The following is a 25,587-nucleotide window of genomic DNA, read 5'->3' as shown; positions in this document are numbered from 1 at the left end:
GGCCACGGGCGATGCAGCGCGCTAGTCCGACCTACGTGTTCAAGCGGCGAATTGCAGACAAGCGGGTCGCAACCGACAGCTGGGAACTTGAACTAAAGCGTTCACGAAAAATGAATTACGTTATGTCATCGTAAGCGGCATATTTTGTGTAGATGCGGAAAGTACTTGCATCCATGACTTTTCGCATCTACAATAAGTCGCATGGAAATTACATTCGATCCCGCCAAAGATGCCAGCAATGTCCGCAAGCACGGCGTGTCTCTCGTCCTTGCGAGCGAGATCGACTGGTCCGACGTGATAGCACGGCCCGACAACCGCAGAGACTATTTCGAGCTGCGCGAGATCGGCTACGCCGTGATCCAGGATCGCCTGTATTGCGTTGTGTTCACGCAGCGTGGCGAGACCATGCACATTATCAGCCTGCGTAAGGCAAACCGCAGAGAGGTCCGTGATGTTCAAGAATCGTAAGCTCATCCCGCCGACGCCTGAAGAAGACGCGGCAATCAATCGCGGCATCGCCGCCGACCCTGACACGTACGAACTGAGCGCGCGTGAGATTGCCGAATTGAAGCCGCTTGGTGCGACGCGACGCATGGGTCGTCCCCCGAAGGAAAACCCGAAAGAACAGGTTAGTGTTCGCTACGACGCTGACGTGCTCGAAGCGTTCCGCGCGACTGGCGACGGCTGGCAGACCCGCATGAACGACGCCCTGCGAACCTACCTGAAAGAGCATCCGCTCAAAGCCGCGTGAACTGGACTAACGAGCTCCCAACCGCGCTAGGGGCTGTGATGCAAATGGCGCAGGCGAGCGAGAAGACCGGCGGTCTTAACCAGCTGGAAAACCCCACCTCTCCGGCACAATCGATCGTCTGGACGGGTTCGAGCCGCACGTTATTGAAGTCAGCGCCGTACGCTTCGCGACGTCTGCACTGAAACATTAGGTGCAAAGCAGCCGGTTGCCCTTCGATGGAGCCGTAGTAGATTGCATCGTATGCTGCATTGGGTTGCTAATACTGCTCGCACCAGTCCTAGTTCATTTGGCTTTCGGTGGTCGGCAAGACGCATTCTTTGAATGCGGGCATGGGTACGAAGGCGATGCAGTTCACGAGGTTGGCTGCGACCAGCATCACGTACCTGTCGCTGTCTTCCGGAACGATACGTTTAAACCAATCCGCAGTCTTCGACCATACGCAGGTAAGCAGGTCCTTCTCGGGATGGTTCTCGATGTATTGCTGCATCAGACGGTCCCGGAGAGCTGGACTCAGGTCTTCGCCCAGTTTGACGGTGGTCACGTAAATCTGCATCTGCAGTTCCTGCCCGTCTTCTGTAATCAAAGGCCATGACAAGCCCGATTCTTTCATCGCCTGAAAGCACAGAATGAGAAGTTCGAAAGCAAACTCCATTTTCTCGCTGGACGCACCGAACTTCTGCAGGACGAGAACCGAACCGAACATATGAGGCTGGGCAAGAAATATCTCATCGATCAAACCCTCCTTCTGCTTGAGGTTCAACGCCTGTATAACTCTCATCGCCTGCGACATTACGTCTAGCGAAATACGGCTCATTTTGTCCTTTCCTGTTACAGATCTATGGGCCACGAAATTTCCATAACCGTTCGTGTTTCCTGCACGTCCTTCGCAAACCGACTGGCCGCTCCAAGCTCGCTCCACCGGAGCCATAGGGTAGTCAATCCCGCAGGTTGCCGATCGGCCCTTGCGCGCAAGTCGGCTGCCGTATTGACTGGTAACGCGGTGAAATCACGCTTGGGCATATCGCTGGACGACTGCGGGAATGGCAGATAGAGTCGCACGACCCATCGGCCGCAATCCTTGTGGCCCGCGTACGGACGCAGGATCTCGCCGTCTGATCCGCGCCGGTCAAAGCGCAACACGTCATCTCTGCGATGGTGGATATGGTTTAAGCACCGTCGGTGATTCTGTAGCCCATGGCGCGATAGCCGCGTTGCCGCTTCTCCCACATTCTCTGCAATGCCGGATGTCCGACATCGACAATATCTGTGATCCGGACATCCGTCTTTGTCGCGTGCTCCCGATGAAGGCGGCCTGCGTACTGCTGAAGTGTGCCTTTCCAGGAGATTGGCATAGCGAGTATCAGCGTGTCGAGCGCCGGGTGATCAAACCCCTCGCCGACCAGCTTCCCGGTCGCCAGCAACACTCGCGGACTATCTGTCTGCAGCGCGTTCAGCGCGTCAATCGCCAGAGCGCGCTGCTTCTTTGACATGCGACCGTGCAGCGTAAAAAACTTTTCAACCTTCCCCGCCAGTGCGCGCGCAATGGCCTCCAGATGGTCGGTGCGTTCAGTCAACACGAGAATTTTTCGACCATTCGAGAAAGCCACTTCAACTTCATTCGCAATCGCCTCTGTCCGGTCGGCATCGCCCGCGATATGACGGAAGACATCCTGAATCCCGGCGTCATCGGGTAGCTCTATCCGCGCCGATCGAATCTGTGACACAACTTCCAGATCGTGAGGTGCCGTGTCGGGTCTGGCCGCGGTAAATCGAATCGGCCCGCACTGCATGAAGATGATCGCGTGCTGGCCATCTCGCCGTATCGGTGTCGCCGTCAGACCGAGCACGTATCTGGCCTTGACCCGTTTCAGCAGTGCCTCGAATGACACGGCTGAAAGATGATGGCACTCGTCGACGATGACGTGCCCATAGTTCTCGACCAGCCCGCCCGTCTCGCCCTGACGTGACAGGGATTGCATGACGGCAATATCGATCTTCCCGGTTGGCCTCGCCTTCCCGCCGCCAATAGTGCCAATCATTCCTTTTCCGACGCCTAGGAATGCCTGTAGCCTTTCCTGCCATTGCTTCAGCAACTCGGAACGATGGACCAGCACCAACGTATTGACACCGCGGCGGGCGATCAACGCCGCCGCCGTTACAGTTTTGCCGAACGCGGTAGGCGCACAGAGCACGCCGGTGTCGTAGCGCAGCATCGCCGACACGGCGGCTTCCTGATCAAGGCGAAGCGTGCCGGCGAACGACACATCGAGCGGCTCGCCCGGAATGCGTTCATCATGAACATCGCAGTCGATTTCGTTTTCGCGCAGCAGATCCTTCGCAGCATCCAGACAGCCTCGTGGCAATCCGATGTGCCTTGGATAGTTCTTCGCGCAACCGATTACACGTGGCTTGTCCCAAACAGGAAAACGCATCGCCTGTGCCTTGAAGAACTCCGGGTTCGGAAAAGCGGCCAATCGAATCAGCCGGTTTAGCAGTGACTGCGGGATCTGCTCCTTTTCAAGGTAGACAAGATTCGCCAGGGTAACCGACAGCGACTTCGGCATCGGACCCGGCAGCTTGTTCCGGACCAGGGATGGCGCCCGCCACGGCTCTGCCTGATCGTCGTCAGTGGTGAACGCCACGTCGAGCGGGTGTGCCCCTCCGGTGCAACGAAGGATGGCCGATTCGATCCGCTCGGGGGGAAGGAACTGGAGTGCCGCGAGGAATGCCCACTGATCCGCGTACGGCTGCAACGTGTCATCCACAAAGACGCTATTGCCCTGCTCACGGGGCTTCTTTTGCAGGGGCAACGCAATCAGATTCCCGAATCCGCCCTTGGGCATCGAGTCCTGATTGGGAAACAACCGATCGTAGGATGTCAGCTTCAGCTGACGCGTCCGCGCACAGGTGTGGCTGATGATTGCGGTGCCCAGGCGGCGCGCGTCCCGGGCCGGGACCCTCGATTGAAAGAAAATCCATGCGTGCGCACCGTTTCCCGAGCGCGAGACTTCCAGTGCCGCCGGGACATCCAGCTCCAGGCAAGACCGAACGAAAGCGCGCGCATCGTCTCGCCAGTCTGCGTCATCGAAATCCACGGCAAGAAAGTGACAGGTGTCATCAGCCATCAACGGATAGACCCCAACGGTGTGCCGGCCCGCGAGATGGTCATAGATGACGTGGTCGGATAGGGGAATCAGCAGGCGGTTGCCGCAGTCCGAACACTTGATGCGCGGTTTCTCGCAGACCCCGGCGCGCCATTCGTTCGCACACGCTGGTGAATAACCTGACTTGCCGGCCTTACTTTCCCACCGTATCGGATATACATCGGTTCGCCCTTGGAAGATACGCTTGAAAAGCGCGATCTTCTCATCCGTGGTCAATCGAGACGGCTCAGCCGTGTGCGAAGCGACGTCCGGGGGCGTCACGTCAATTCCGTGCGACGCGAGCAGTGCTACGAGCCGCGCGTTCTCCGCGCGTAACTGCTCCAGTTCTCGATCAGCGGTCATCGGAGACGTACTCCGCAAACAGCGTGTCCATGTCATCGCTGACCCCGTAACCGAAGTTGCAGCTGACGCGGCGTACTGCGTCGAGCCGCGCGACATGAGCATCGCGTTCATCGTATGACAGCGCGACAGCCGACTTCAGCGCCTGTTCGTCCATGCGCACCGGCGCCGCGAGGAAGGCTTCGCCATCCATCCCGATGTCATCGCAAAAAACGGCGGCCCGCTCGCAATAAAACACCTGAAGCTCCGCCAGCCCCTCTGGCCGTCCGATCGCCTTCCTGTAGTCCGAGATTGCTTGCTTCGCCTTCGAGACTGACGGGGTTTGATTCTTGAAAACATCCGGCCACAGGCACTTGCCTATTATGCTCTTGTAAGGCTTTAGGACATCGTCGCCTATCCCGAAGCGCGCGCGCAGGAACGCCTGGTTGTCCTTGCCCGCAGCGTACGGGTCATGTACGAGGCGCAGCAAGCCGGCACGATCGAACGCAGAAAGCTGGTCCTTGATATCGGCCCAGGAGGGTTTGGTTGTCTTTTTCACGTTACGAAGACTGCGAATCGAACTACTCTCTTACCGGCGCGATGGCGGTAGGACCAATCAATGTTAGGCGAGGCTATGTACAGACTTACTGCCTGACTCGAATGCCACTCTCCGATCGTTAAACGACAGCTCAGAGGCAGGCTGTGACTGGTAAAAGGAAACGTCCAGAGGAATGCGCGCACAACGAAGTTCGATGCAGCGGCAGGCCCAGACCCAAGGCAATTGTGCAACAGGCTGTTGCACAAACCCCTCACCGGGCTGCGCCTCGGCCAGCGTACGCATGTACTTCAGGTTCCGCTGAGAAAACCCGCGCATGTCCGGAAACGCCGCCTGCAGATCCCGCGGCAGTTGGTCGACGACCTTCGCGCCCTACCCCTTGCCGCCGTTGCCGTTCGAGAATCTCGCGGCCTATCTGCCAGTACAGCGATACCAGTTCCCGGTTGACCGACAACGCGGCACTCTGCCGCGCCTGCTCGACGCGGGACTTCGGGCCGGCGAGCCAGGCGATATAGTCAGTGGTGGTGAAAGACACTTTAGTCATACTGTCCTGTTAAACACGAGTGGCAACTGCCGACTGATTGAACAGATTATCAACGTTCACCGTCGAGGCGACAATTGCTTCCGAAACGCACGCGCCTAGCTCGAGATCCGGAATGCCCGCGGTCGTGAAGGATGGGTATGGTCCTCCCAGCCGTGCCAACAATGGTGCGACAGCTTTCGCGTAGACAATCTGGATTTTGCGCCCGCTGCCGGAATAACCAGAATGCCCTGAGTGCGCATTACCCCCGGGCGTCCAGATATGGCGAATTCCCGCTGCGAGGTCGCCCCGCCGTCCAGTTGGAGTTGGTGCCGACCTGCGCTGTAAGTGCAAACCTCTGCCCCTTCCGTTGTAAGCTGAATTTCGCGCTGCGTAGCAGCGGACGGATGGGAAGGAAAAATACAGCCCGTTAGTTGCGTGCATCCCACAATCAAACTACCCGGGTTAAACCACAGTCGGACTGCCTTCGTCCTGCTCGGGAGGTTGTGCAGAAGATGTGATGCGCGCATTGTCAATGAAGCACCTGCGCGAGGACTCTAGCGGCCTACCATATAGCTTCCATGTTTGACGCCTGCTAACCATATAGCTTCCAAACGCGAAATTGTTGACAAGTTGCCTTGCCGCTATTACGCAGCGCTTGTAAAGGTCTAGAGTCTAGAAGCAACATTTCGCAAAAACACAGGAACCGTTTTTATGCAAACCAACGGCTGGCGTGATCGGCTGTAAGGACTACTGCTTTTTACATAATTCTTTTTATGTCAATTCGTGAATTGCCATCGCCCCGAGCTCGTGTCGCGCGGCTGGTGCCAGGGCGATGGCTACCGGGTCGGCTTCGGTTCGTGTTTGGGGCGGATCGTGCCCGCGTCAGAGGATGCATGAGCGGTCTGACGCTGCATGGTTATTTCCGCAGTTCGGCGTCGTATCGCGTCCGTATCGCGCTGGTCCTGAAGGCGATTCCGTTTGATCAGGCGCCAGTGCATCTCGTGCGCGCAGGGGCAAGCAATTACGCCCCGAGTACGGGTCAATCGATCCGGACGGACTGGTGCCGTCGCTGACTCACGCTGTGGGCGGCGACACGAGCGTCCTGACCAGTCGCTTGCGATTGTCGAGTATCTGGACGAGCGGTTCCCCGAGCCACCGCTGCCGCCGCGCTCGGCGCTTGATCGTGCTTTCGCGCGATCGGTTTTCGACCCATGCCGGGCTTCCCGTACATATTCACACGCTCGACGGCGGTGAACGGTAAGGGGGCTTCATCGGAGACCACCCGTCATTACGCGACCTGGCGTCCGGCTAGCGACGATTTCTCGAAGAGCAGGAAACTCGCTGTCAAGAGCGTGCTGCCTATGCCGACCGCGAGCGGGAAATGCCAGTCGGCGACTGTCATGACTTGCGGCAGGAGCCCTATGGCAAGTGCGGGGATTGCATGCAGACGAGTCGCGCGCAGCATGACGACGCCGAACAGCATGGCGAGTACTGTTGAGATAACGCCCGGACCAAATGTTGCCAGCGCAGCGACGCCGGCTGCCGCCGCGAGCGTGCATACCGCCGACAACAATACCGGCCGCTGGGCCCAGGGGCAGACGTCTGCATGCGCGAACATTTCGAACGCGATAACAATGAGCGGCGGGAAGAACACCATTCGCATTCCGGTCGCCATCGAAAGCAGGTAGGTGGTGCCGAGAAACACGACGAAGAACGGCACCCACAGGAATCGCTCGGGCAGCGATTCGATTTCGTCGTCGACCCGATCGGCGGCGCTCGGCGTGGCGTGTGCGGCTTCTTGGTCGTTGAACCTCCGGTATGCCGAGGACAGGACGGCGAGCGCGCCCGTGCCGAGCAGAATCGCAAGCGGATACAGCCAGCTTTTTTCGCCGAGCGAGAGCGCGAGAAAGCAGGCCGAGATGGCTGGCACGATGGGCGAGCGCATCAACTTGAGAATGACGAATGCGCCCACGATGCAGATCGCAATGGATGCAGCTGAATACGGCAGATAACGAGTGACGAGTACACCCAGCACGGCGGTCGCAGCAGGAGAGAGCGCGAGCATCCAGGGCGCACGGGCCCAAGTGCCGCGCGGCCGCAGGAATACGTCGTAGGACAGTGCGGCTAACTCTGGAAAAAGAAGCAAAGCCACGCCGGACGCCGAAGCGGCTCCAGCGATCCCGCCCATGAAGCAGAGCGAGATGAGCACGACTGACATAATGCGGCGAGATTCAGCGGTTCTCATGTAATGGACCTATATATTGTGCGAAGCCCGGGTGGCAGGTTAAGCGGGAACTGCTGCGCCAGCCGACGTGCATGACCAGCAGGTTGCCCAACACGGGGCCTGGCGCATTGATGGCGCTCACGGACGTGCTCATCGGGGAATAAGCCTTATCGGCTGAAGTAATCCCCATGGTAGACACATTGGCTTCGTGCGAATATTCCCTATAACTGCACGCCATCCTTGGAAAAATGCACCGATGTTCGATTGGGAAAACATGCGTCATTTCCTCGCGGTCGCCCGCATCGGTACGTTTTCGGGGGCCGCGCGCAGCCTGAAGGTCGATCACGCGACGGTGAGCCGACGCTTGAGCGCATTGGAGGACGAGATGAAGACCCGTCTGGTCGAGCGTCTTCCCCGATCCTGCAAGCTCACTCAGGCGGGCCAGCGGGTGTTCGAACTGGCGCAGGAAATGGAAGAGAACGCGTACGCGATCGAACGATTCCTGGATGTCAGCCTTTCTCCGCTAAGCGGCAAGGTCTCACTGAGCGCACCGCCTGTACTGGTGGCCAGTTTTCTGGTGAAGCACCTCGCGGACTTCCGGATTGCACATCCCGGCGTGCAGTTATCGGTTTCGGGCGAGCCACGGCAAATTTCCCTGAGTCGACGCGAAGCGGACATCGCCCTACGGCTGATTCGGCCAACGGAAGCGACCACGGTGGTACGAAAGCTGGGGCGTATGTCGTTTGACCTTTACGCGAGCAAGGACTACCCGCATCTGCACAATCCGGCTGCCTGGGAGTTCATCGTCTACGATGCCGGATTCGCGGATAGGCCACAGCAGGCGTGGTTGATGAACGTCGCAAGAGGGCGACCTGTTGCATGCGAAATCGGCGACATCACGGGACACCTCGCAGCGGCTCAAGCAGGCGCCGGCGTGGCCGGCCTACCTTGCTTCGTGGCAGACACCGACCCGAATCTGCGTCGCGTCGCGCACGACGGCGAACGATTCGCACGAGATATCTGGATGGCCGTACATCGGGATCTGCGCCGTTTGCCACAAGTACAGACAGTCATGAACTTTCTACTAAAAATCATCACGGAAAATGCCGCCTTTACGACAAGCGCTTAGAAAGCGCGTTCCAGAATTTTAATCTGACTCATATTGGGCGCGATGTTCCCTCCTTCCGGCCGTAGACACACGCGAAACCGATAATCGTCGTCACCGGAATCCGCAGAATCGGATCAAGGAGCGGCAGACGCTTGCTGATAGAAGTTTTCAAGCGCCTGCTGAAACGTTGCCTTGGAGAACGGCCCCAAGTGCGTTGCCACCAATCGGCCATGACCGTCATAAAAAAGCGTTGTCGGGTAGCCGGCCGCGTCAACCGCCTTCGCCAGATCAAGTCGCGAATCAAGCAGGACATTCTTGATCTGCAACCCATGCGAAGCCAGATAACCCTCAATGCTCGCTTGCGTTTCCCCTTGATTCACGAAGATCAGATGAAGGTGCGGATTGTCGGCCTGGGCAGCAGCGAGGACCGGCATTTCCGCCTGGCAAGGTGGGCACCATGTCGCCCACAGATTGATGACGGTCGGTTCGCCATCCGCTGATTTGAGCGGCTGGAGCCGGCCGCTCATGTCGGCGAGCGAGATCGCGGGCATCAGGTCTGGTCCTCCGCGTGAAGCCACCGCGGCGCTCGCAGCGCTCCATGCAACGGCGCCAGACACAAGCGCCACGACCATCGCCCGGCGAATTCCCTTGACGTGCAAGACGAACCATAACGCCACGCATGCGCCCGCAATAAGCCCAGGAAATGCGTCGAAGCCAAGATCCCGAATGTCCAGTACCGAGATGACGTGCCCTTTGTATGCGGGAAGGTAGCGCAACACAAACCACACCCGTGCAACGCCGAATCCTGCAGCGAGCGTCCAGAGAAGCGCCTTGTCGATATCCGGATCGCGCCGTGCAACCTTTCGCCCGAGCACAAATGCAACGGCGATGCTAAGAAAAAGAACCAGCGGTAGCCAGGCAAAACTAAAAGGTCCAATACGCATGCGAATTCCGCTCCATGTGTCTGTTCGCGGGCGCGAAAGTGCCAGCAGTCTATGGCCTGCGATCGCATACACCTATCCTCCAGAGACTCATCGACATGCTCGATCGTCTCAGGTTAGTGGTGTCAGAGGAGAAAAAACGCGCATGCCGACTTGCACAGGTGCGGCTAGACCGGGACTTGCCCACAAGAAAGGTTCGCGGGAATGGCAACATCCATCATCCTGGGATTGGGCAGGTTCAAATTGTTCATGATCTCGACGTACTCTGCCCGGCTCTTCCCGGCAAGGCGTGGATTTAGGCGCTTTTCGTCGCCAATGCTTGACGACGTACGGCCCTTGTAGTCATGTCCCGGATACAACGTCGTGTCATCAGGTAACGTGAAGAGCTTGTTGACGATCGATTCCCAGGAGCGCTGTGCATCGCCGCCCTGGAAATCGGTGCGCCCGGTGCCGCGTATGAGCAGCACGTCGCCTGTAAAGACGGCCTTGGGTCGTATGGGATCAAGCACAAAGCTAAAGGACTCGTCGGTATGGCCGGGCGTATACAGCGCCTTCAGCTCGATGCCGTCAATGCGTAGTGTTTCGCCCTCGCGTACATGCCGCGACACGCACAGCGCCTTTGACAAATCGCCCATGATGGTCGTGCATTGCGTGGCGTCTCGAAGATCGCCTAGCGCAGTCACGTGGTCGGCGTGCGTATGCGTATCGATTGCATGAACAAGCCGCACGCCAAGGCTGTCGATCGCAGTCAAATAGATCGCCAGTTGTTCTTTGACGGGATCGATGATGAGTGCCTCGCCACCCACGCGTGAAGCAATAAAATACGTATAGGTATTCGAAACCGTATCGAAAAACTGGCGAAAAATCATATGGGATTCCAGGATTCAGGACGGCGTCGCCCGCATCGCAGCCGGCCGGACAACGCTCAATAACTCTTGTAAGGGAGGAACTTTCCAGACAGGACAACCTTGACGCGATCCCCCTTGGGATCGGCTTCACGCTCTATGTCCATGGAGAAGTCGATGGCGCTCATGATGCCGTCGCCAAACTCTTCATGGATCAGTTCCTTGATGGTGGTTCCATAGACGCTGACGATCTCGTACCAGCGATAAATCAGCGGGTCGGTCGGCACGGCTGTTGGCAACGACCCTTTGTAAGGCACGATTTGCAGCCACGCAATCGCCTCTTCCGAAAGATCGAACAACTCGCCCGCCTTCTCCGCCTGGCTCTTGGTCAGCGTCATCTGTCCAAGGCAGGCGGCGGTCGTCCATTCCTTGCTTTGGCCGATTGCCTCGGCAATGCTAGCCCATTTGAGTCCCTTGCTGACTTTGGCGGAAACGATCATCTGCGTTACTTGTTCGCGGCTCGAAATCATGGTCTTCTCCGTTGGTGTTAAATAGGTTTCAGGCAGGTATCAGGCAACTGCCTTGATGATCGGGATCGCATTGCGCACGACTGCGGCGCCCTCGCCGTCGCCCTCGCCCTCGCCGTCGTCAAGTCCGGGCCGAACGAGACGTGGCGTCGCGCTGCTTTCCAGATCGCGATCAGTCTCCCGCGAGCGCCTGACCAGGAAATCGACCAGGTGATTGCGGATCCGGTAGTACTGTGGATCATGATGCATGGTCTCGCGTTGACGATCAGCCGGCAGCGTATTGACTACAATCTCGGCTATGCGGGCACGCGGTCCGTTGCTCATCAGCATGATCTTGTTGGACAGAAGTATTGCTTCGTCCACGTCATGGGTAATCATGAAGACGGTCTGGCGCGTCGCAGAAACAATCTTCAGCAACTCGTCCTGAATGACGCCGCGTGTAAGCGCATCAAGCGCGCCGAAAGGCTCGTCGAGCAACAGCATTTTGGGCTCGACCACGAACGCGCGAGCAATACCCACGCGCTGGCGCATGCCGCCGGAAAGTTCAGACGGCTTCTTTTTCTCCGACCCGTTCAGCCCTACCATGTCGACGAAACGCTGAATATGTGCGCCAATTTGCTCGCGGGTCCATTTAGGATGCCGGGAACGTACGGCAAACGCGATGTTGGCCTGCACCGTCAGCCATGGCATGAGCGCATGGCCCTGGAAGACCACGCCTCGATCGAGGCTTGGACCCGAGATCTCGCGATTGGCCATGATGACGTGTCCGCTTGTGGCTTCTTCCAGGCCCGCGAGTACGTTCAGGATCGTGCTCTTTCCACACCCGGAGTGCCCTATGATGCAGACGAATTCGCCCTGCCCGATCGTGAAGCTGACGTTCTCGAAAACGGGCGGCATGTCCGGCCGATAACGCTTGGTCAGCGCTTCCACGCTGATGAAACCCGGCGTGCTGGCAGGCTGTGTCACGCACGTATCAGTCGACATAGGTCACCTTCCTTTGAAGCTGGGCAAAAAGAAGGTCGAGCGCCATGCCGACGAGACCGATGAGCAGCACCGAGAACAACACGTTCGCGAGCGACGGGTTGTTCCATTCATTCCAGAGAAAATAGCCAATGCCCGTCCCGCCCACCAGCATTTCGGCAGCAACAATGACCAGCCACGCAATACCCATCGAGATACGCATGCCCGTGACAATGGTCGGTGCGGCAGCGGGCAGGATCACCCTGAGCGCGCGGCGCAGCGGCGTAACTTCAAGTGTGCGGGCCACGTTGAGCCAGTCGCGCCGGACGGCGGCTACGCCGAACACGGTGTTGATCAGCATCGGCCAGACTGAGCAGATGAAAATCACGAAGATCGCCGACGTCGACGAGCTTTTGATCGTGTAAAGCGCGATGGGCATCCACGCGAGCGGTGAAATCGGCTTCAGCACCTGGATAAAGGGATTGAATGTCAGGAACGCAAGCCGCGACATGCCGATCAGGAAGCCGAGCGGAACGGCCACGGCGAGTGCTATGACATATCCCGCCGCGACCCGCGCGAGCGAATAGCCTAGCTGGATCGCGAAGCCCTTGTCATTCGGACCGTTGTCACGAAACGGATGCGCCAGTTGTCGCGACGCTTCGGCGGCAAACTGCGCGGGCGTCGGGAATCCAGTCACCTTGGAGGATGACTGCGACGCCGCGCCGGTCTCCGGAATCTTGCCCATGAGCATGGCGTACTCCACCGCCTCGGCATCGCCGGGCGACTTCACCGAAGCGTCAGGCCCACTCGTGCAGGTCGCTGCCTGCCATACGATCAGCAGCACTGCCAGCAACGCGATCGAGCATAGCGCCGCTTTCTGCCGGATTGAGATTCGCGCTGTAATGCGTCGCGGTCCATTCATGACGGTTCTCCTGCGCTCACGTGCGTTTGATGGGAAAGCTGCTGACATAGTCGTCGGGCCGGGAAGCGTCGAAGGTACGTCCCATCACCGAAATTGGCCGATAGCCGCCGTTGAGCGCAGCGTCGGGGACCGGTTCGCCGATCTGCTGCATCGCGCGGCGTGCGTTGGTCAGCAGGAACACCTTTTCAGCGAGCGAACGGTAGTCGACATCACGTTTCAGATAACCCCAGCGTTTCATCTGCGTCATCATCCACGTCGCCATCGAATACCATGGCAGCGGCTCAAAATCGACCCGATCCGGTACGCGTTGCACCTGCCCAAGCCCGTCCGCGAATGTGCCGGTCAGCACCTGGCGCACCACCAGTTCCGGCTGGTTCAGGTAAGCCGGCGCGGAGATCATCCTGGCGAGTGCGGGCCGGTTCGACGCTTCATGCGCGTAGGCTGCCGCCTTCAGGTTCGCCCTAAAGAGCGCGGCGAACGTGTTCGGGTTTCGCTGGATGAACCCATCAAACACGCTGAAGGAACAGCACGGATGACCGGCCCAGATATCCTTGGAGAGGATATGAATGAAGCCGACTTCGTCGAAGACCGCGCGCTGGTTGAACGGGTCGGGTCCAAGGAAGCCGTCGATATTGCCCGCCCGCAGGTTCGCGATCATCTCGGCGGGAGGCGTCACACGCAATTGCACGTCGCGATCCGGATCGATGCCATGCTCGGCCAGGTAATAGCGCAGCAGGAAGTTATGCATCGAGTAATCGAACGGAATCGCGAACCTGAAGCCCTTCCAGTTGCGCGGATCGCGATTATCCTTGTGCTTGAGCGCCAGCACGATCGCCTGGCCATTCACGTTCTGTATCGTCGCCACGCGCGTAGGAGTGGGCTGTGAGCCGATCCCCATCGAGATCGCGAGCGGCATGGGCGCCAGCATGTGCGACGCATCCAGTTCACGGTTCAACATGCGATCGCGCACAAGCGCCCAGCCGCCCACTTTCTGCAGCGTCACATTGAGTCCTTGCTCCTTGTAGAAACCCAGCGGCTCTGCGGCGATAAGCGGCGTGGCGCAGGTAATCGGCAGGAAGCCGATGTTCAAGTCCCGCTTTTCGAGGTTACCCTGCTTGTCTTCAGCGAATGCCTCTTGTAATGACGCGATCGGCAAGACGCTGTAGATGGCGGTCATGGCCGCCCCTTTCCCGACTGCACGCATGAACGAGCGACGCGCGGCATCGCCCGGAAAAAGCGTCCTGACGGCAGCGGCCTCGACGAAGTCGCGAGACATCATCGCAGCGTCCGTGGCGCTTGATGCATGCGCTTGCCGTTCATGCTCGGATTGACTGGCATGCTGTCCGCATGCGCAACGACCGAGCGTCGCGCGGCTATCGAAAGGCCGGTACCGGTTCTGGCGATCCATTGTGATTTCCTTGGGTGTCGGGTGTCGGCCGACGTGCAGCCCGTTCTATTGATCAGCTATGCAGACTAAATGGCGAATTCCAGGCTAGCCTACCCCACGTTCAGCGACGCGACCGGCGTGCCGTTGCGGGTCTGGACCATTGATAGCTGCTGCTCGTCCTCGGCAACCACCTCCCAGCGCAGATCGCACGACGGTGCGCCGCGCATCACGATAGGCAGTGACTTCGTCTTGACGCGCAACACCGGTGGTTTGTGGTCGTATCCGTGGTGGTCACGCCCCAGCACCGCGTGCGCGATAGCCTCGGCCTGTCCTGCGATCGGTTCTATGAAGCGGCACGGCTGGCCTGCGATATTGATGCAATCGCCCAGGGCATGGATATTCGGTTCGCTCGTCTGCAGCGTCTTCGGATCGACGATAATGCCGCGCTCGAAGTGCAAGCCCGCCTGGGTAGCGAGTCTCGACTCAGCGACAAGACCGGTCGCGCTCAGCACCAGGTCGACCCGCATTTGTTCGCCACGTTGCGTCAGGACGAGGTGTTCAGCACTCTCGCCTCGCTCGGCGAGCGTCACCGAAACGACGCTGCGCGTGCCCAAAAAGCGAATGCCGAGATTTTCCCAGCTTGCCAGCAAGCGCTCCGACCCCTGCTCGGGCAATAACGAAGCCAGCGGGCGTTCGTTGATGTCGAGCACACAGACCTCATGTCCGGACCGCGCAAAATCCTCCGCCAACTCGCAGCCGACCAGTCCTGCGCCCACGATCGCGATCCGCTGCGCTCCGGAAGCTAGCGCGCGTTGCACGCCGCTCCACATGCGAAGGTCGTTGATCCGCCAGCAAAGGCTCGGGGGCAGCGCAGCCGGCATCGCGGGGCGTGCGCCCTGCGCGAGGATCAGGCGGGTGTAGCGCACAGTACCGGCGGTGGTGCGCAACTGGCGCAATGCCGGCGACAGCCCGACTGCGTAGGTGTGCGACAGCAACCGCAGCCGCAGGCGCTTGGCCGCATCCTCGCCGCGTTCAGTGACGAGCACATCGGGCAGTTTTCCCTGGCTCAACGCAACGGACAGTTCCGGCTTGCGATACCGGTCACCATCGCAGGCGGTCACCATCGTGATCGGCACGTCAGCGTCGAGCGCGCGAAGGGCTTCGACCACCGCCCATCCGGCCGTGCCTCCGCCGACCACCACCACGCCCGTGTCGCGTGCTGCAACCGTGGAGGTGCCCCCGGACGCGACAGCGGGCATCGGTTCGTACGACGAAAAATCTGCCTTGCTGACCCCGCATAGCGGACATTCCCAGTCCTCGGGGATATCGCTAAAGCGGGTACCCGGCGCGAGCCCACTGTCGGGGTCGCCCGCTTCCTCGTCGTAGATGACGCCGCACGCGCGGCAAATGAATTGCTTCCAGTCGTGGCTAATGACGTTCATACCGGCAGCTCCTCTTCGCTCAAGCGCGCCATTTCCAGACGCAAGTGCTTGATCGCGGGCGTGACGATCGCCACGAAATGCGACTCACGAATCCTTCGTTGCGGCGCGGCGCTCATCAGGTAGCCGCGTGCGCCCTGGTGCAAAAGTGACGACTGGGCCGCCCGCAGCGCGAGTTCCGCGCCCCGGGTCCGGAGGTCCAGCACGTCGAGCACATAATCCTTGCTGCCATCATACGGCGTGAGTGCGAGCCGGGCTGCCTGCGCATGGGCTTCGTCCAGTTCCGCGCGCAATTCGTCAGGGCGGTCGTGCAGGAACCGGTTGACGTGTGCAAGCATCGGCTCGACTTCAAGACTCGAATCGATACTGCCTTGCGCCACGCCGAGCGCCATGCCCACTTGCAACAGGATGAAAGCGGGCTTGATCCGCGCGATGAACGGGCGCGCCGGATCAGCAATCATGCTTGCCTCGCCGACAAAATAATCAGTCAGCCGGATACCCCATGTGCTGGTGCCCTCCATGCCTGAGAACACCGGGCAGTGGCGCAGCTCGACGCGTTCGTCGCAGTCGAGCATGAACATGATTTCGTGCGACACCGACCCGTCGTCGCGGAGCACAGCCGCAATCGCGCCGCAGTACTGGCCTCGCGCGATGTGGCTCACCCACGGCAGCGTTCCGCTGACCCGATAGCCGCCGGCCGTTGGCGTAGCACGCAGCATCATCGGCTCAATGCAGGATATCGCCTTCATTGGGTTCGAGAGCGCCGTGCCGCCGAAGGTTCGGCCGCGCGCGTGCTCGTCCAGCCGGTGGCCGCCGAGTTCCGGGTTGCCCGACTGTTCCATGTAAAGGCCGCACACGTCATGGGCCCACATCAGGAATCCTGTCGATCCGCACGCCCGGCTGGCTTCCCGCATGGCGTCGATCGACAGGGCGAAGCGCGCTCCGTGCCGGTCGAGATGCACGCCTAGCGCGCCGGCCTCACCGAGCTTCGACATGATGTCGAGCGGGTAATACCCTTCTGTGTCGATACGCGTTGCAGCCGCCGCCAGGGGGCCGCTTGCAATGTCGATGACATTCGCGAGGACCTCGCCGTCGATCCAGCCGTCCACGCAGACGTCGTCTGCAGCCAGTACGCTTGCCATGATGGAGTTCCCGTGGGTGTTGAAGCCGGATCGTCGACGACGATCGATAGGATGTTTAGTCGGCGAGTGAGACGCTCATCGGGATCGGGTTGCGCATTGTGTTGGCAACCGGCGAGTTGAAGTTAGCCTGACGCACGATTTCATCCAGTTCCTCACGGCTGGCATCGCCCTCGATCACCACCTTGACGCGAATGTCCTGGAAGCCCATTTGCGACGGTTCCCGCTGTGCGCCGCCCGCACCCCACGCTGCCGTGTTGCCGATGTCGGCTTCCAGGAAGATCTCAAGCCTCGACAGCTTGACCTGTTTCCAAGTCGCTACCGCGGTGATGCCGACGGCCAGGCAGCCGCCAAGGCCAGACAATGCGATTTCGCCCGGCGCCGGCGCTGTGTCTTCGCCGAACAAATGAAGCGGTTCGTCGACGACGACCGGAGTGTGGGCACCGACGTAGCTCAGCGACCGGTATTGCCCTTGCATTACGGTGTGAACGTTGTTCTTGCCGCGTCTGTCGGGGTCGTTGCGGCCCTTCTCCGCGAATGCCAACAGGCCATCGCGGTCGATCGGGCGCAGATGAGCAGAAATGGTCGTGGGGTTGTCGCTGACGGATGTGTTCAAGGCTGGCTCCTGATGGAAAAAGTCGCTGAATAACAGCGCGCCGTACGACTAGTGCGTCGGCGTAACCTCTAAAGCAATAGGTGTGCCAGTCTTCCATGTATTCGATGAAAGCCTTTATGCATAAGGCCTTCAAGGATCAGAGACAATTGAATTGATGAAACGCGAACAAAAAGACGGTGACTCCATTGTTTACAATGTAAACAATGTCGACAATGGCATGTACAACGGCTAGACGTTTGCCAGGCCCAGCTTTTGCCACCGGTAGTTGAACTGCCGCACCGTCATCCCAAGCATCTGCGCGGCGCGCGACTTATTCCCGGCGCACTGTCGAAGCGTCTCGCGCAGCGCGTCGGCGGAGTGCGACCCCACACGCTCATAGGGACGCATGGGCAGCAGGGTTGCCCGCCGCATGTTGGCGGCCAGGACGCTCGCGTGATCCTGGACGTCCGGGGTATCGACCGGTTGCGGCGCCAGCGACGCCGCCCTTTCATCGGGAAGGAAACGTTCAACGCCCGCCGCGTCCAGAATCGGCCGGTCGGCCAGCAACACGATCCGCTCGATCACGTTCGCCAGTTCACGGATATTCCCGGGCCACGAATGTTGCTGGAGGCGATCAAGGGCGCTTGCAGTCAGGTTGACGTTGCGTTGATTGACCTGGTTGGCATGACTGATGAAATGCAGCGCCAGCGCACGTATGTCGTCGCGGCGCTCCGCCAGCGAAGGCAGATGAATGGGAATGACATTGAGCCGATAGTAGAGGTCCTGCCTGAACGCGCCCCTCGCGACCTCGGCCTGAAGATCGCGGTTGGTGGCTGCGACCAGGCGGACATCGATGCGAATTTCCCGCTTGCCGCCGAGTCGCGTCATCGTGCCCTCCTGCAGGGTGCGCAGCAGCTTGGTTTGCATCGTCAGCGGCAACTCGCCGATTTCATCGAGAAAGATGGTTCCCGCATCCGCTTGCTCGAACCATCCGGCGCGCATGGTGGCCGCACCGGTGAATGCGCCGCGTTCATAGCCGAACAGTTCCGATTCGAACAGGGCATCGGGTATGGCCGCGCAGTTGATCTTGATGAATGCCTTGTCACGTCGCGGGCTTGCAAGATGCAGGGCACGCGCGAAAAGCTCCTTGCCGGTTCCCGACTCTCCGAGCAACAGCACGCTCGCGGCCGAATCCGATACCCGTTCGAGCTCGGAGATAGCGCTCAATAACCTGGGCGAAGTCCCTATGATTCCGTAGCGAGCGGTTGCCGATTCCAGCGCGCGCGCCAAAGCCGCATTCTGCTGTTCGAGCGCCTGGGTCTTTTCCTGCAAACGTGTTTCGAGTTGCAGCAGTTGCCCGATTAGCGTGGCGAGAATGCGCAGGAGGGTCAGGTCGTCGGCGATCGCGCGCGAGCGTCTTCGTATGCGGTGACAAGCAAGAACGCCGACCGTGACCCGGTCGATCGAGATAGGGAGGGCGATAAACGCCACCGGTCCGGGGGGAAGTTTTGAGCGCTCCACTGCGCGGGCCAGGAACGATGGTTCCTGGTCGATATCCTGAACGATCGCCAACTGGCCATTCTGGATCACGCGACCGGTAATGCCTTCACCAAACGCATAGCAGCCGCGCTCTATCTCATTCCTGGTCAATCCGTACGCGTGCCGAATTCGACAGAATTGCCGGTTTTCGTCGCTTAGCACGATCCGCCCCCGGTTCAGGCCGAGCAATTCCGACATCAGGTGCAGCATTTCACGCAGCGCGGGGAGCGGGGACAGGTTCTTGCCCACCAGCGCCATCACTTGTTGCAGCAGGAGCATTTCGTGCTCGCGCCAGTAGGCGGGAGACTCAGTATCTCCGAAGTCCTGATCGGTTCGCATCTTCGGAAACTCGTCGCAATGGGTCGTCATAACGCGAATTATTGCAGAATCGCGAAGTAGGTCAGCGAGGCGAAACGCGGGCATCCGCCGCCGGATAGTAGACTGCCTGCCCAGCGGCTATAGACTCGCTTTACAGCGCCTGAACTTGCACCGGTGCACCTAGCTTTCCGGCCATTTGCGGGGCGATGACGAGGTAACGACGCTTGTCGCCCGCCGTGCTCGCGCCCGGTGTAACTAGCTGCCGAATTTGGCCGATCGCATTGACGATCGCAGCGCCCGCCGGATTGGTCATGAAGTTCGCAAGCGGGTCCACGTTACCGCCGCCGTCGGGGCTGTCCGACAAACCTAGTACGTACGGCTGTTTTGGCGCAAGGCCAGTGACGGCGGCCTGCAGCACCTGCACCAGGCCCTGGTCGAACAACGCAACAGTAGTGGGCGCGCCGGCAGCGTCCGCCGGCTTGCTCGCATCCGCCGGCATCATCGCCAGGTGCACGGTCTGTCCTGCCACGCCGAGCGGTTGCGCGTTCTGCGTGCCGTCTCCTTCCGGCACTGCGTTCGGTACATAGGCGACAGCCTGCGGCGCCTGGCCGATCGGCACGGTGGCTATCACCTTGTTGGTCAGCGTGTCGATGGCAATCATCGCATCGGCGTTTTCGAGGCCCACATAGACTCGGCTGCCGTCGCCCGAAGGCCAGATGCCGTGCGGCAGATTGCCGACGGGAATTGTCGCGACCTGTGAGAAGTCGTCGGTGCGGAACACCTTCACCTGATTCAGGCCACCGACCGTTACGTAAGCAAACATGCCACCAGCGTTGTGCACGATGTTCACGTGGTTCGTGATCGGACCGGTATCGAGAGTCTTGAGCAAAGCAAATGGCGGACGCGCGTCGAAGACTTGGGTCTTGCCCACGTCCTTTAGCGTGAACCACACCTGCTTGCCGTCCGGCGTGGCCGCGAGGTCTGGGCAGAAGGGGCTCGCCTGCTTGACCACACCGACGATCTTATGGTCGGCCACCGTGATCACTTCGGTCTCCGGGTTAAACGATGAGCAGACGTAACCGTACTTGCCGTCCGGCGAAAAGATCTGCATCCCCGGACCTGCTGGGACGACGATGCGGGTCTTTTCTTCGTAGGTCTTGCTGTCGAGAACCGCTACATAGTTTTCTCCGCGCACCGTCACCCACACTTCGCTGCCATCGGGCGTAAAGAACGCCTCGTGCGGTGAGCGTCCCACGTACGTCGTGTGCTTCACGGCGTTGGTCTGGGTGTCGATGAACGTCACTGAGTTCGACCCAATCGATACGACTGCGAGCGTGCGGTGGTCCGGCGAATAACCCATGCCGTGCACTAGTACCTGGCCCTTGTACAGCGGACTGAAGTTGCCCGGCGATGGATCGCCCAGTCGAATCACGCCGACCAGTTTGTTGTCGGCCGGATCAGTCACCGACACCGTATTTGAAAATTGCTCGGCGGCATAGACGCGGTCGTGGTGGCTCACCGGCATGTCCGGATCGGACAGGGAACCTGGGGCCTGCCCGGCCCAGACGACGTGGGCAGCGGCGAGCACAGTGGCAGCGAGGGCGGTAGCGAAAATGAACTTGGTTTTCATCACGGTTCCTTGCGGATGTTCATTTGCATGTTGTTATGGGACATCGGGGACGCGCTTGCGGGGTTGGAATCCGGGCCGCGCTGCTGGTCGGGTGCAGGTGCGGGCAACGGCAGCGGCTGTCCCAGTGCGAGACGCATGGCGATGATTTCCTGCTGCTGCTCTACGACGATTTCCTGCGCGATACGTCGTAACTGTTCGTTGTGACCGTAGCGCAGCTCGGCCTGTGCCATGTCAATCGCGCCCTGATGGTGCGGCACCATCATCGCGACGAAATCGTGATCGACGTCGCCTGTGGGCTTGATGGACATCTCATCCATCATTGTTGTCATGGCTTTGTCGTTCTCCAATAGAAACGGTGCTTCTTCGGCGCTTGCGCCGGCTGGCCCGGCAGCGAATGCAGCAATAGGTATGCTCAGCACCGCCAACGCAAACGCGGTTACGGTCAAGCGCGTAATCGCACTAAGCATGTAAGGCATTGGAAAGCTGTTCCTGTTAGAAACCCGAATGGGCATTGATGGAGCAAACACCGGCACATGGTGACTTATTCCATGCTGTCCACATTTTTTCGACCTCATGACTGAGACGCTTCCGGCAGGCCTGACAACACGTGCTGATCGCGGAGCATGATCGTTTCGAGGAAATCAATAGCCGCTCTGATGCGCGGAACACCTTCGAGATCTTGATGAACGACAAGCCACCAGTCACGGGACAAATTGACCTCTTTCGGAAGTACGCGGACTAACGAAGGATCATGATAAGCCAAACGGCGCTCCGTACAGAGCGCCGTTTTTTTGAATTGCTTAGAGTCGCCGGACTACACAAACTGATGACCGATCACGAGTAAGCTGAAGAGTACTGTCACGTTATTAAAGGTCGCGCGAGCGGCATCATATAACGTGACAGTACGGCACTGTCAGGTTGATCTGGAGGCGGCGGTAGAATGAAGTGATGAAGAAAACTAAATCGCTTTATCACGGTCACCGCTTCCCTGCTGTCGTCATCAGCTGCGCGGTTCGGTGGTATTGATATGACTTTGCGTGTCAATCGCGAAATTGGTTTCCAGGTTGCATCGACGCATGAATTTCCTGAGGGCGGCGCAGCAGTAAGTCTCGACGGTGGATCACACTTCTATGAGCATCAGATTGTCAAGGGGCTTTCCTTGAATTGGCACTGTGGCCGACGGCCTGCCTGGCAGTTATCCACGGTCGGCCGGCGGGTCGCCCTGTTTCGACCACGACGCCGGCCGACCGTGGATAACTGCTGACCATCACGAGACAGGTTCTCCCTCCAGGCAACCGTTGCTACGGTGCGTGTCATGCTTCATGTCCGGACTCTCTCAAGATCGTTTTTGCGAAGTTTTCATAACGTGTCTCCTTGTGTTTGGTCTGAAGCCGCCCTTGCGCTCGTGAGAAGAACCAGCATCTCACCGCCTTCTATCCGCTGGCGTGTCACCAGCCTTATCCTGCATGCGCGTTACGCCGGAATCAATCCCGGGAACATGCCCCATCTGAAAGTATTCGGTTGCTTCAGCAACCCAGTGTGATCACGGGCATGTTCACTCCAACCGTGTTTGCTGCGTAACTGCCTGGCCAAACCTTTACCTCCTTCCTGCGAAACCAGAGGGACTCAAGCTGACTTAAGGTGCGCGCCTTCGGGAATGACTCCGTCTTTCAGATAGCGCCACAGCGCAATGGCAAGACGTCGCGCGACCGCGACGATGGCTATCCGTCGCGCACGTCGGTTCGGTCCCGTACCCTGTGTGCGCTGATCAAACCATTTCGCTAATGCGCTGCCGGGCTGGTAGCGAAGCCAGGTCCACGCCATCTCGATCAGCAGCGCGCGCACACGCCGGTTTCCCTGTTGATATGACTCTCCGTGTCAATAGGGTGGTTTCAGATTTTTTTCATAGGCGTTTTTTGAATTTCCTGAAGGCGACGTAGCAGTAAATCTCGACGGTGGATCATGCTGATATTCGCGGATTGGGTACCGCATTACAGAGGTCCGTGTCATGAGCCTGCCGCTTTCTTGCTCCGCAAGTCGGCTGATGCCGTTGCCAAACAGGGGCGCGGGTTACTCGAATACCGGGCTACGCCGCCTTCAGGAAACTCTCCAAGGTGTGTGTGCTGTCGGGTGGTTACATGCATCCGTTATGCAGGCTGACCGTCTTGCGGTAGCGCCAGGGTCATCCCCATCCGGCCGATGTCCCAGATGAAGCCAGCCAGTTCACGAGCGAGCGCGATGATTGCAACCTGGGGGCTCTTGCCTCGCGCCACCAGTTTGCGATACCGGCGACACAGTCGCAGTTGTGCATCCCAGGCGCGATCGATGATCTGCTTCGGGATACCTTCGTGCCGGCGCTGGATATCAATGCTCACGCGCGCCGGATGCCGGTAGCTCCAAGCTGACTCGACCAGCAGCTTTCTTGCATAACTGTTGCCGGTTTTGGTAATACTGCCCTGACGTCTCTTGTCGCCGGACGAATGCTCGGAGGGCGTGACACCCAACCATGCCATCAACTGCCGCGGGTGTTCAAAGCGCGACAGATCGCCCACTTCGGACACCAGTCCAACTGCCGAGACGAACTGGATGCCGCGCATGGCCTGCAAGGCCAGCACGACCGGATAGAACCGCCAACTGGTAACTGCCTCGCGTAGCGCGACTTCCAGCCGTTCGCATTGCGCCAGCCGGTCCTCGATGGTACGCCTGTGTTCGTTGAACGCCAGTTGCTGCCAGGCACTGCTGAACGAAAGGGTGCTCAACCAGCGCCGGTGGGCTGGGCCCCAGTTCGCCCGGCCGGAGTACTGTACGCCGTGCGACAGCAGGAAAGACTTCAGTCGCTGCCGAGCCTGCTTCAGGTCGTCCCGTGCGGACGACCACGCCCTGGCGAGATCACGAAACGCCTCGTCTTCTACGGTTGGCACGTGCACTGCGGAGAGATCACCGGCTCGCAGCGAGCGCACCAATTTGATCGCGTCACGCCGGTCCGTCTTGACACGATCACCTGGTTTCTGCGGAATCAACGACGGCGCACACACCATGCAATCGAAACCCTTCGCGATAAGCCGTCGATACAGGCCGTACCCGCAGGGACCCGCTTCATAGACCACGCGAACGCGCCGTGCCTTCGATTGCAGCCGTTTGCACAGGCGATCGATCTCGATCTGCGTTGTGCCGATCTTGCCGAGCAGTTCCACGTCGCTCATGCCGATCGAGTAGGCGACCGTGATCGAGTCCTTGTGAACGTCGAGTCCCACGTACAACGTGCTATCGTCTTCCATGCTGGCCTCCGTGTCGGAAACAAACCGTTGAGTGGCGGCTCCGTCCCCACTCAATGCGGCTCTGACAGCAATGCTAACCCGCGCATACTTCCCCACGGCGGCCGGCCCTGCTGCGACGGGAGTCATACTGACTTGCTGATGCCCTGGTCGACCTGACTTTCGCCACTGTCGTAGGGCTGCGGCACCAGCCCGACGCACGCACCGACTTCGCGGCGGTTGTTGAAGTCGCGCCAGAACAGCTCGAGGGCAAGGCGCGAAGCGCCTACTTCGCCAATCCCCTTCAGGCGCGCCAGCGCAGCGCAACGCTGGCGCGCCGGTGCTGGTACGTTTGTCTGTCGCGTCTTCTCCAGCGCGGCAAGTTGCTGTTCGACGAGTGCCAGCCGTTCGCACTCGCGCAGTAACCGCTCACGCATCTCCTGCGGTAACGGCGCACCGTCGTGGCAGCGCACCTCTTCGCGCTCGAGCCGGTCGGCAAAGGCCCGGTGATCGACCACATCCCAGCAACCGAGCGTGGCCAGCAGCTTGCGCATCCGGTCGCGGTGCTGCAGGACTTCCTTCTGCAGTTGCCCGCGTTCGCGCATCAGGTGGCGCGATGCCTCGTCCTCCGGTGACGGCGCATGCACCACGTGCATGCGGTCGCGCTCGCCGCGCAGCCACGCGCGCAGGTTGATCACGAGTTTGATGACATCGAGCCGGTCGGTCTTCGCGCGCCGCCTGTGACGTTCGACGGGGATGCTGGCCGGATCGACGACGTAGCACTCGATGCCGTGCGCCTGCAGCGCACGACAGATCCAGAATGCGTCCTGTCCGGCCTCGTAGCTCACGACGATGCGCACGCCGGCCGGCAGCGACCACTTCTCCTTGTCCGTTTCGATCAGGTCCAGCACCGCCTGCAGACGCGCCGCGGCCTGCGGCTGTGCGACCGTGTGCACGGCCGGCTTCTCGCGCCTGCCATCGTGAAGCGCGACTTTCCATTTGGCGGCCGCCAGTTCCAGCGATACTGCCAGCACTGGTACGTCACCATTACCTGTGTATGCCTGATCGGTACGCATGATGTTCTCCTTTGAGCAAACCTTAGCAAGCTGATTTTAGGCGTCAGCTTGTCGAGGGCCTCGCTCATAGGATCTGACATCCGCGGGTTGGATACCGCATTACAGAGGTCCGCCTCATGAGCCTGCCGCTAACTTCCGCCGCAAGTTGGTGATGCCCGTTGCGTAATACCATCGCGGGTTGCTCGGATGCCGGGCTGCGCCGCCTTCAGGAAACTCCTTCCGTTGTTCGGGAAATCACACACAGGCCGCGGGCGGTTTGCTGCGAGGTATTGCAAGCGCCATGGCCAGTCGACTGATGTCCCAGATGAACGCCGCCAGTTCGCGGGCAATAGCCACGACCGTGATGTTGATGGGCTTGCCTCGCGCGGTCA

General features: G+C 59.7%; 22 protein-coding genes and 4 pseudogenes. 5 read left to right on the top strand and 21 right to left on the bottom strand.

Features of this window, described 5'->3' with window-relative positions:
• The first annotated feature begins 201 nt into the window (after positions 1–201).
• The gene (locus HHL24_RS35700; protein ID WP_169489985.1) at positions 202–468 is read left to right on the top strand and encodes a BrnT family toxin; all 267 of its coding nucleotides are present in this window, start codon (positions 202–204) and stop codon (positions 466–468) included.
• Positions 452–751, top strand: coding sequence for a BrnA antitoxin family protein (locus tag HHL24_RS35695; protein ID WP_169489984.1), 300 nt, complete (start codon positions 452–454; stop codon positions 749–751). Before HHL24_RS35700 ends, HHL24_RS35695 begins: the two co-directional genes overlap by 17 nt.
• 277 nt (positions 752–1,028) lie before the next feature.
• On the opposite strand, the gene HHL24_RS35690 is transcribed toward HHL24_RS35695, so the two are convergent.
• From HHL24_RS35690 to HHL24_RS35675, 4 genes and pseudogenes are all read right to left on the bottom strand, one after another.
• Positions 1,029–1,565, bottom strand: a complete 537-nt coding sequence (locus HHL24_RS35690; RefSeq protein ID WP_169489983.1) for a hypothetical protein — start codon at positions 1,563–1,565, stop codon at positions 1,029–1,031.
• Positions 1,566–1,917: 352 nt separating this feature from the next.
• The gene (locus HHL24_RS35685; protein ID WP_169489982.1) at positions 1,918–4,257 is read right to left on the bottom strand and encodes a TOTE conflict system archaeo-eukaryotic primase domain-containing protein; all 2,340 of its coding nucleotides are present in this window, start codon (positions 4,255–4,257) and stop codon (positions 1,918–1,920) included.
• Positions 4,247–4,792 carry a hypothetical protein gene (locus tag HHL24_RS35680; protein WP_169489981.1) on the bottom strand — a complete coding sequence of 182 codons (546 nt, stop codon included), beginning with the start codon at positions 4,790–4,792 and terminating at the stop codon, positions 4,247–4,249. Before HHL24_RS35680 ends, HHL24_RS35685 begins: the two co-directional genes overlap by 11 nt.
• Positions 4,793–4,981: 189 nt before the next feature.
• Positions 4,982–5,333: pseudogene (locus HHL24_RS35675) on the bottom strand (DUF1016 N-terminal domain-containing protein); the annotation flags it as partial.
• An 872-nt stretch (positions 5,334–6,205) separates the two neighbouring features.
• Between HHL24_RS35675 and HHL24_RS35670 the strand changes: the two are divergent.
• Positions 6,206–6,385 (top strand): thioredoxin domain-containing protein, encoded by a 180-nt coding sequence (locus HHL24_RS35670; RefSeq protein ID WP_169489980.1) that lies wholly within the window; start codon positions 6,206–6,208, stop codon positions 6,383–6,385.
• Positions 6,386–6,600: 215 nt separating this feature from the next.
• On the opposite strand, the gene HHL24_RS35665 is transcribed toward HHL24_RS35670, so the two are convergent.
• On the bottom strand, positions 6,601–7,464 hold the full coding sequence (locus HHL24_RS35665; protein WP_329606793.1) for an HPP family protein: 864 nt from the start codon (positions 7,462–7,464) through the stop codon (positions 6,601–6,603).
• Between the two features lie 328 nt (positions 7,465–7,792).
• Here HHL24_RS35665 and HHL24_RS35660 point away from each other — a divergent pair, with 328 nt between their 5' ends.
• Positions 7,793–8,665 carry a LysR family transcriptional regulator gene (locus HHL24_RS35660; protein WP_169489979.1) on the top strand — a complete coding sequence of 291 codons (873 nt, stop codon included), beginning with the start codon at positions 7,793–7,795 and terminating at the stop codon, positions 8,663–8,665.
• 113 nt (positions 8,666–8,778) lie between these two features.
• On the opposite strand, the gene HHL24_RS35655 is transcribed toward HHL24_RS35660, so the two are convergent.
• The 13 genes from HHL24_RS35655 to HHL24_RS35595 form a co-directional block, all read right to left on the bottom strand.
• A complete protein-coding gene (locus HHL24_RS35655; protein WP_169489978.1) occupies positions 8,779–9,660 on the bottom strand; it encodes a prolipoprotein diacylglyceryl transferase family protein in 882 nt (293 codons plus the stop codon).
• Between the two features lie 92 nt (positions 9,661–9,752).
• On the bottom strand, positions 9,753–10,454 hold the full coding sequence (locus tag HHL24_RS35650) for an MBL fold metallo-hydrolase (protein WP_169489977.1): 702 nt from the start codon (positions 10,452–10,454) through the stop codon (positions 9,753–9,755).
• A 56-nt stretch (positions 10,455–10,510) separates the two neighbouring features.
• Positions 10,511–10,960: a cyanase gene (gene cynS / locus HHL24_RS35645; RefSeq protein WP_169489976.1), complete on the bottom strand. Its 450-nt coding sequence runs from the start codon at positions 10,958–10,960 to the stop codon at positions 10,511–10,513.
• A 39-nt stretch (positions 10,961–10,999) separates the two neighbouring features.
• Positions 11,000–11,941 (bottom strand): ABC transporter ATP-binding protein, encoded by a 942-nt coding sequence (locus HHL24_RS35640; RefSeq protein WP_169489975.1) that lies wholly within the window; start codon positions 11,939–11,941, stop codon positions 11,000–11,002.
• Positions 11,931–12,839 carry a nitrate ABC transporter permease gene (ntrB, locus tag HHL24_RS35635; protein ID WP_169489974.1) on the bottom strand — a complete coding sequence of 303 codons (909 nt, stop codon included), beginning with the start codon at positions 12,837–12,839 and terminating at the stop codon, positions 11,931–11,933. The genes HHL24_RS35640 and ntrB overlap by 11 nt, the downstream gene beginning before the upstream one ends.
• A 16-nt stretch (positions 12,840–12,855) precedes the next feature.
• On the bottom strand, positions 12,856–14,247 hold the full coding sequence (locus HHL24_RS35630) for a CmpA/NrtA family ABC transporter substrate-binding protein (protein ID WP_169489973.1): 1,392 nt from the start codon (positions 14,245–14,247) through the stop codon (positions 12,856–12,858).
• Between the two features lie 89 nt (positions 14,248–14,336).
• Positions 14,337–15,668 (bottom strand): FAD-dependent oxidoreductase, encoded by a 1,332-nt coding sequence (locus HHL24_RS35625; RefSeq protein ID WP_169489972.1) that lies wholly within the window; start codon positions 15,666–15,668, stop codon positions 14,337–14,339.
• Positions 15,665–16,807: an acyl-CoA dehydrogenase family protein gene (locus HHL24_RS35620; RefSeq protein WP_169489971.1), complete on the bottom strand. Its 1,143-nt coding sequence runs from the start codon at positions 16,805–16,807 to the stop codon at positions 15,665–15,667. The genes HHL24_RS35625 and HHL24_RS35620 overlap by 4 nt, the downstream gene beginning before the upstream one ends.
• Before the next feature lie 55 nt (positions 16,808–16,862).
• Positions 16,863–17,420 (bottom strand): OsmC family protein, encoded by a 558-nt coding sequence (locus HHL24_RS35615; protein WP_169489970.1) that lies wholly within the window; start codon positions 17,418–17,420, stop codon positions 16,863–16,865.
• Positions 17,421–17,648: 228 nt separating this feature from the next.
• Positions 17,649–19,277 carry a sigma 54-interacting transcriptional regulator gene (locus HHL24_RS35610; protein ID WP_230417708.1) on the bottom strand — a complete coding sequence of 543 codons (1,629 nt, stop codon included), beginning with the start codon at positions 19,275–19,277 and terminating at the stop codon, positions 17,649–17,651.
• A 130-nt stretch (positions 19,278–19,407) separates the two neighbouring features.
• Positions 19,408–20,886 carry a YncE family protein gene (locus HHL24_RS35605; protein ID WP_169489969.1) on the bottom strand — a complete coding sequence of 493 codons (1,479 nt, stop codon included), beginning with the start codon at positions 20,884–20,886 and terminating at the stop codon, positions 19,408–19,410.
• Complete coding sequence (locus HHL24_RS35600) at positions 20,886–21,362, bottom strand: DUF305 domain-containing protein (protein ID WP_169490031.1); 477 nt, start codon at positions 21,360–21,362, stop codon at positions 20,886–20,888. The genes HHL24_RS35605 and HHL24_RS35600 overlap by 1 nt, the downstream gene beginning before the upstream one ends.
• Before the next feature lie 95 nt (positions 21,363–21,457).
• Positions 21,458–21,649: a hypothetical protein gene (locus HHL24_RS35595; RefSeq protein ID WP_169489968.1), complete on the bottom strand. Its 192-nt coding sequence runs from the start codon at positions 21,647–21,649 to the stop codon at positions 21,458–21,460.
• A gap of 185 nt (positions 21,650–21,834) precedes the next feature.
• Here HHL24_RS35595 and HHL24_RS44285 point away from each other — a divergent pair.
• Positions 21,835–21,909, top strand: a pseudogene (locus HHL24_RS44285) (IS6 family transposase); the annotation flags it as partial.
• A gap of 603 nt (positions 21,910–22,512) precedes the next feature.
• Here the strand turns inward: HHL24_RS44285 and HHL24_RS35590 are convergent.
• The 3 genes and pseudogenes from HHL24_RS35590 to HHL24_RS35580 form a co-directional block, all read right to left on the bottom strand.
• A pseudogene (locus HHL24_RS35590) lies at positions 22,513–22,743 on the bottom strand (IS110 family transposase); the annotation flags it as partial.
• A gap of 290 nt (positions 22,744–23,033) precedes the next feature.
• On the bottom strand, positions 23,034–24,164 hold the full coding sequence (locus tag HHL24_RS35585; protein ID WP_169489967.1) for an IS110 family RNA-guided transposase: 1,131 nt from the start codon (positions 24,162–24,164) through the stop codon (positions 23,034–23,036).
• A 131-nt stretch (positions 24,165–24,295) separates the two neighbouring features.
• Positions 24,296–25,216, bottom strand: a pseudogene (locus tag HHL24_RS35580) (IS110 family RNA-guided transposase); the annotation flags it as partial.
• Between the last annotated feature and the right edge of the window lie 371 nt (positions 25,217–25,587).

It is taken from the genome of Paraburkholderia polaris, assembly GCF_012927345.1.
GTDB lineage: Bacteria > Pseudomonadota > Gammaproteobacteria > Burkholderiales > Burkholderiaceae > Paraburkholderia > Paraburkholderia polaris.
Note: the sequence above shows the minus strand (reverse complement) of the source record. Positions and strands in the feature narration are given on the sequence as shown.

Coding starts and splice junctions, on each gene's coding strand:
- HHL24_RS35660 (WP_169489979.1), top strand. CDS start 7,793: ATGTTCGATTGGGAAAACATGCGTCATTTCCTCGCGGTCGCCCGCATC.
- HHL24_RS35620 (WP_169489971.1), bottom strand. CDS start 16,807: ATGGCAAGCGTACTGGCTGCAGACGACGTCTGCGTGGACGGCTGGATC.
- HHL24_RS35690 (WP_169489983.1), bottom strand. CDS start 1,565: ATGAGCCGTATTTCGCTAGACGTAATGTCGCAGGCGATGAGAGTTATA.
- HHL24_RS35630 (WP_169489973.1), bottom strand. CDS start 14,247: ATGGATCGCCAGAACCGGTACCGGCCTTTCGATAGCCGCGCGACGCTC.
- HHL24_RS35640 (WP_169489975.1), bottom strand. CDS start 11,941: ATGTCGACTGATACGTGCGTGACACAGCCTGCCAGCACGCCGGGTTTC.
- HHL24_RS35600 (WP_169490031.1), bottom strand. CDS start 21,362: ATGCCTTACATGCTTAGTGCGATTACGCGCTTGACCGTAACCGCGTTT.
- HHL24_RS35670 (WP_169489980.1), top strand. CDS start 6,206: ATGAGCGGTCTGACGCTGCATGGTTATTTCCGCAGTTCGGCGTCGTAT.
- HHL24_RS35605 (WP_169489969.1), bottom strand. CDS start 20,886: ATGAAAACCAAGTTCATTTTCGCTACCGCCCTCGCTGCCACTGTGCTC.
- HHL24_RS35685 (WP_169489982.1), bottom strand. CDS start 4,257: ATGACCGCTGATCGAGAACTGGAGCAGTTACGCGCGGAGAACGCGCGG.
- cynS (WP_169489976.1), bottom strand. CDS start 10,960: ATGATTTCGAGCCGCGAACAAGTAACGCAGATGATCGTTTCCGCCAAA.
- HHL24_RS35610 (WP_230417708.1), bottom strand. CDS start 19,277: ATGCGAACCGATCAGGACTTCGGAGATACTGAGTCTCCCGCCTACTGG.
- HHL24_RS35700 (WP_169489985.1), top strand. CDS start 202: ATGGAAATTACATTCGATCCCGCCAAAGATGCCAGCAATGTCCGCAAG.
- HHL24_RS35585 (WP_169489967.1), bottom strand. CDS start 24,164: ATGGAAGACGATAGCACGTTGTACGTGGGACTCGACGTTCACAAGGAC.
- HHL24_RS35625 (WP_169489972.1), bottom strand. CDS start 15,668: ATGAACGTCATTAGCCACGACTGGAAGCAATTCATTTGCCGCGCGTGC.
- HHL24_RS35695 (WP_169489984.1), top strand. CDS start 452: ATGTTCAAGAATCGTAAGCTCATCCCGCCGACGCCTGAAGAAGACGCG.
- HHL24_RS35650 (WP_169489977.1), bottom strand. CDS start 10,454: ATGATTTTTCGCCAGTTTTTCGATACGGTTTCGAATACCTATACGTAT.
- ntrB (WP_169489974.1), bottom strand. CDS start 12,839: ATGAATGGACCGCGACGCATTACAGCGCGAATCTCAATCCGGCAGAAA.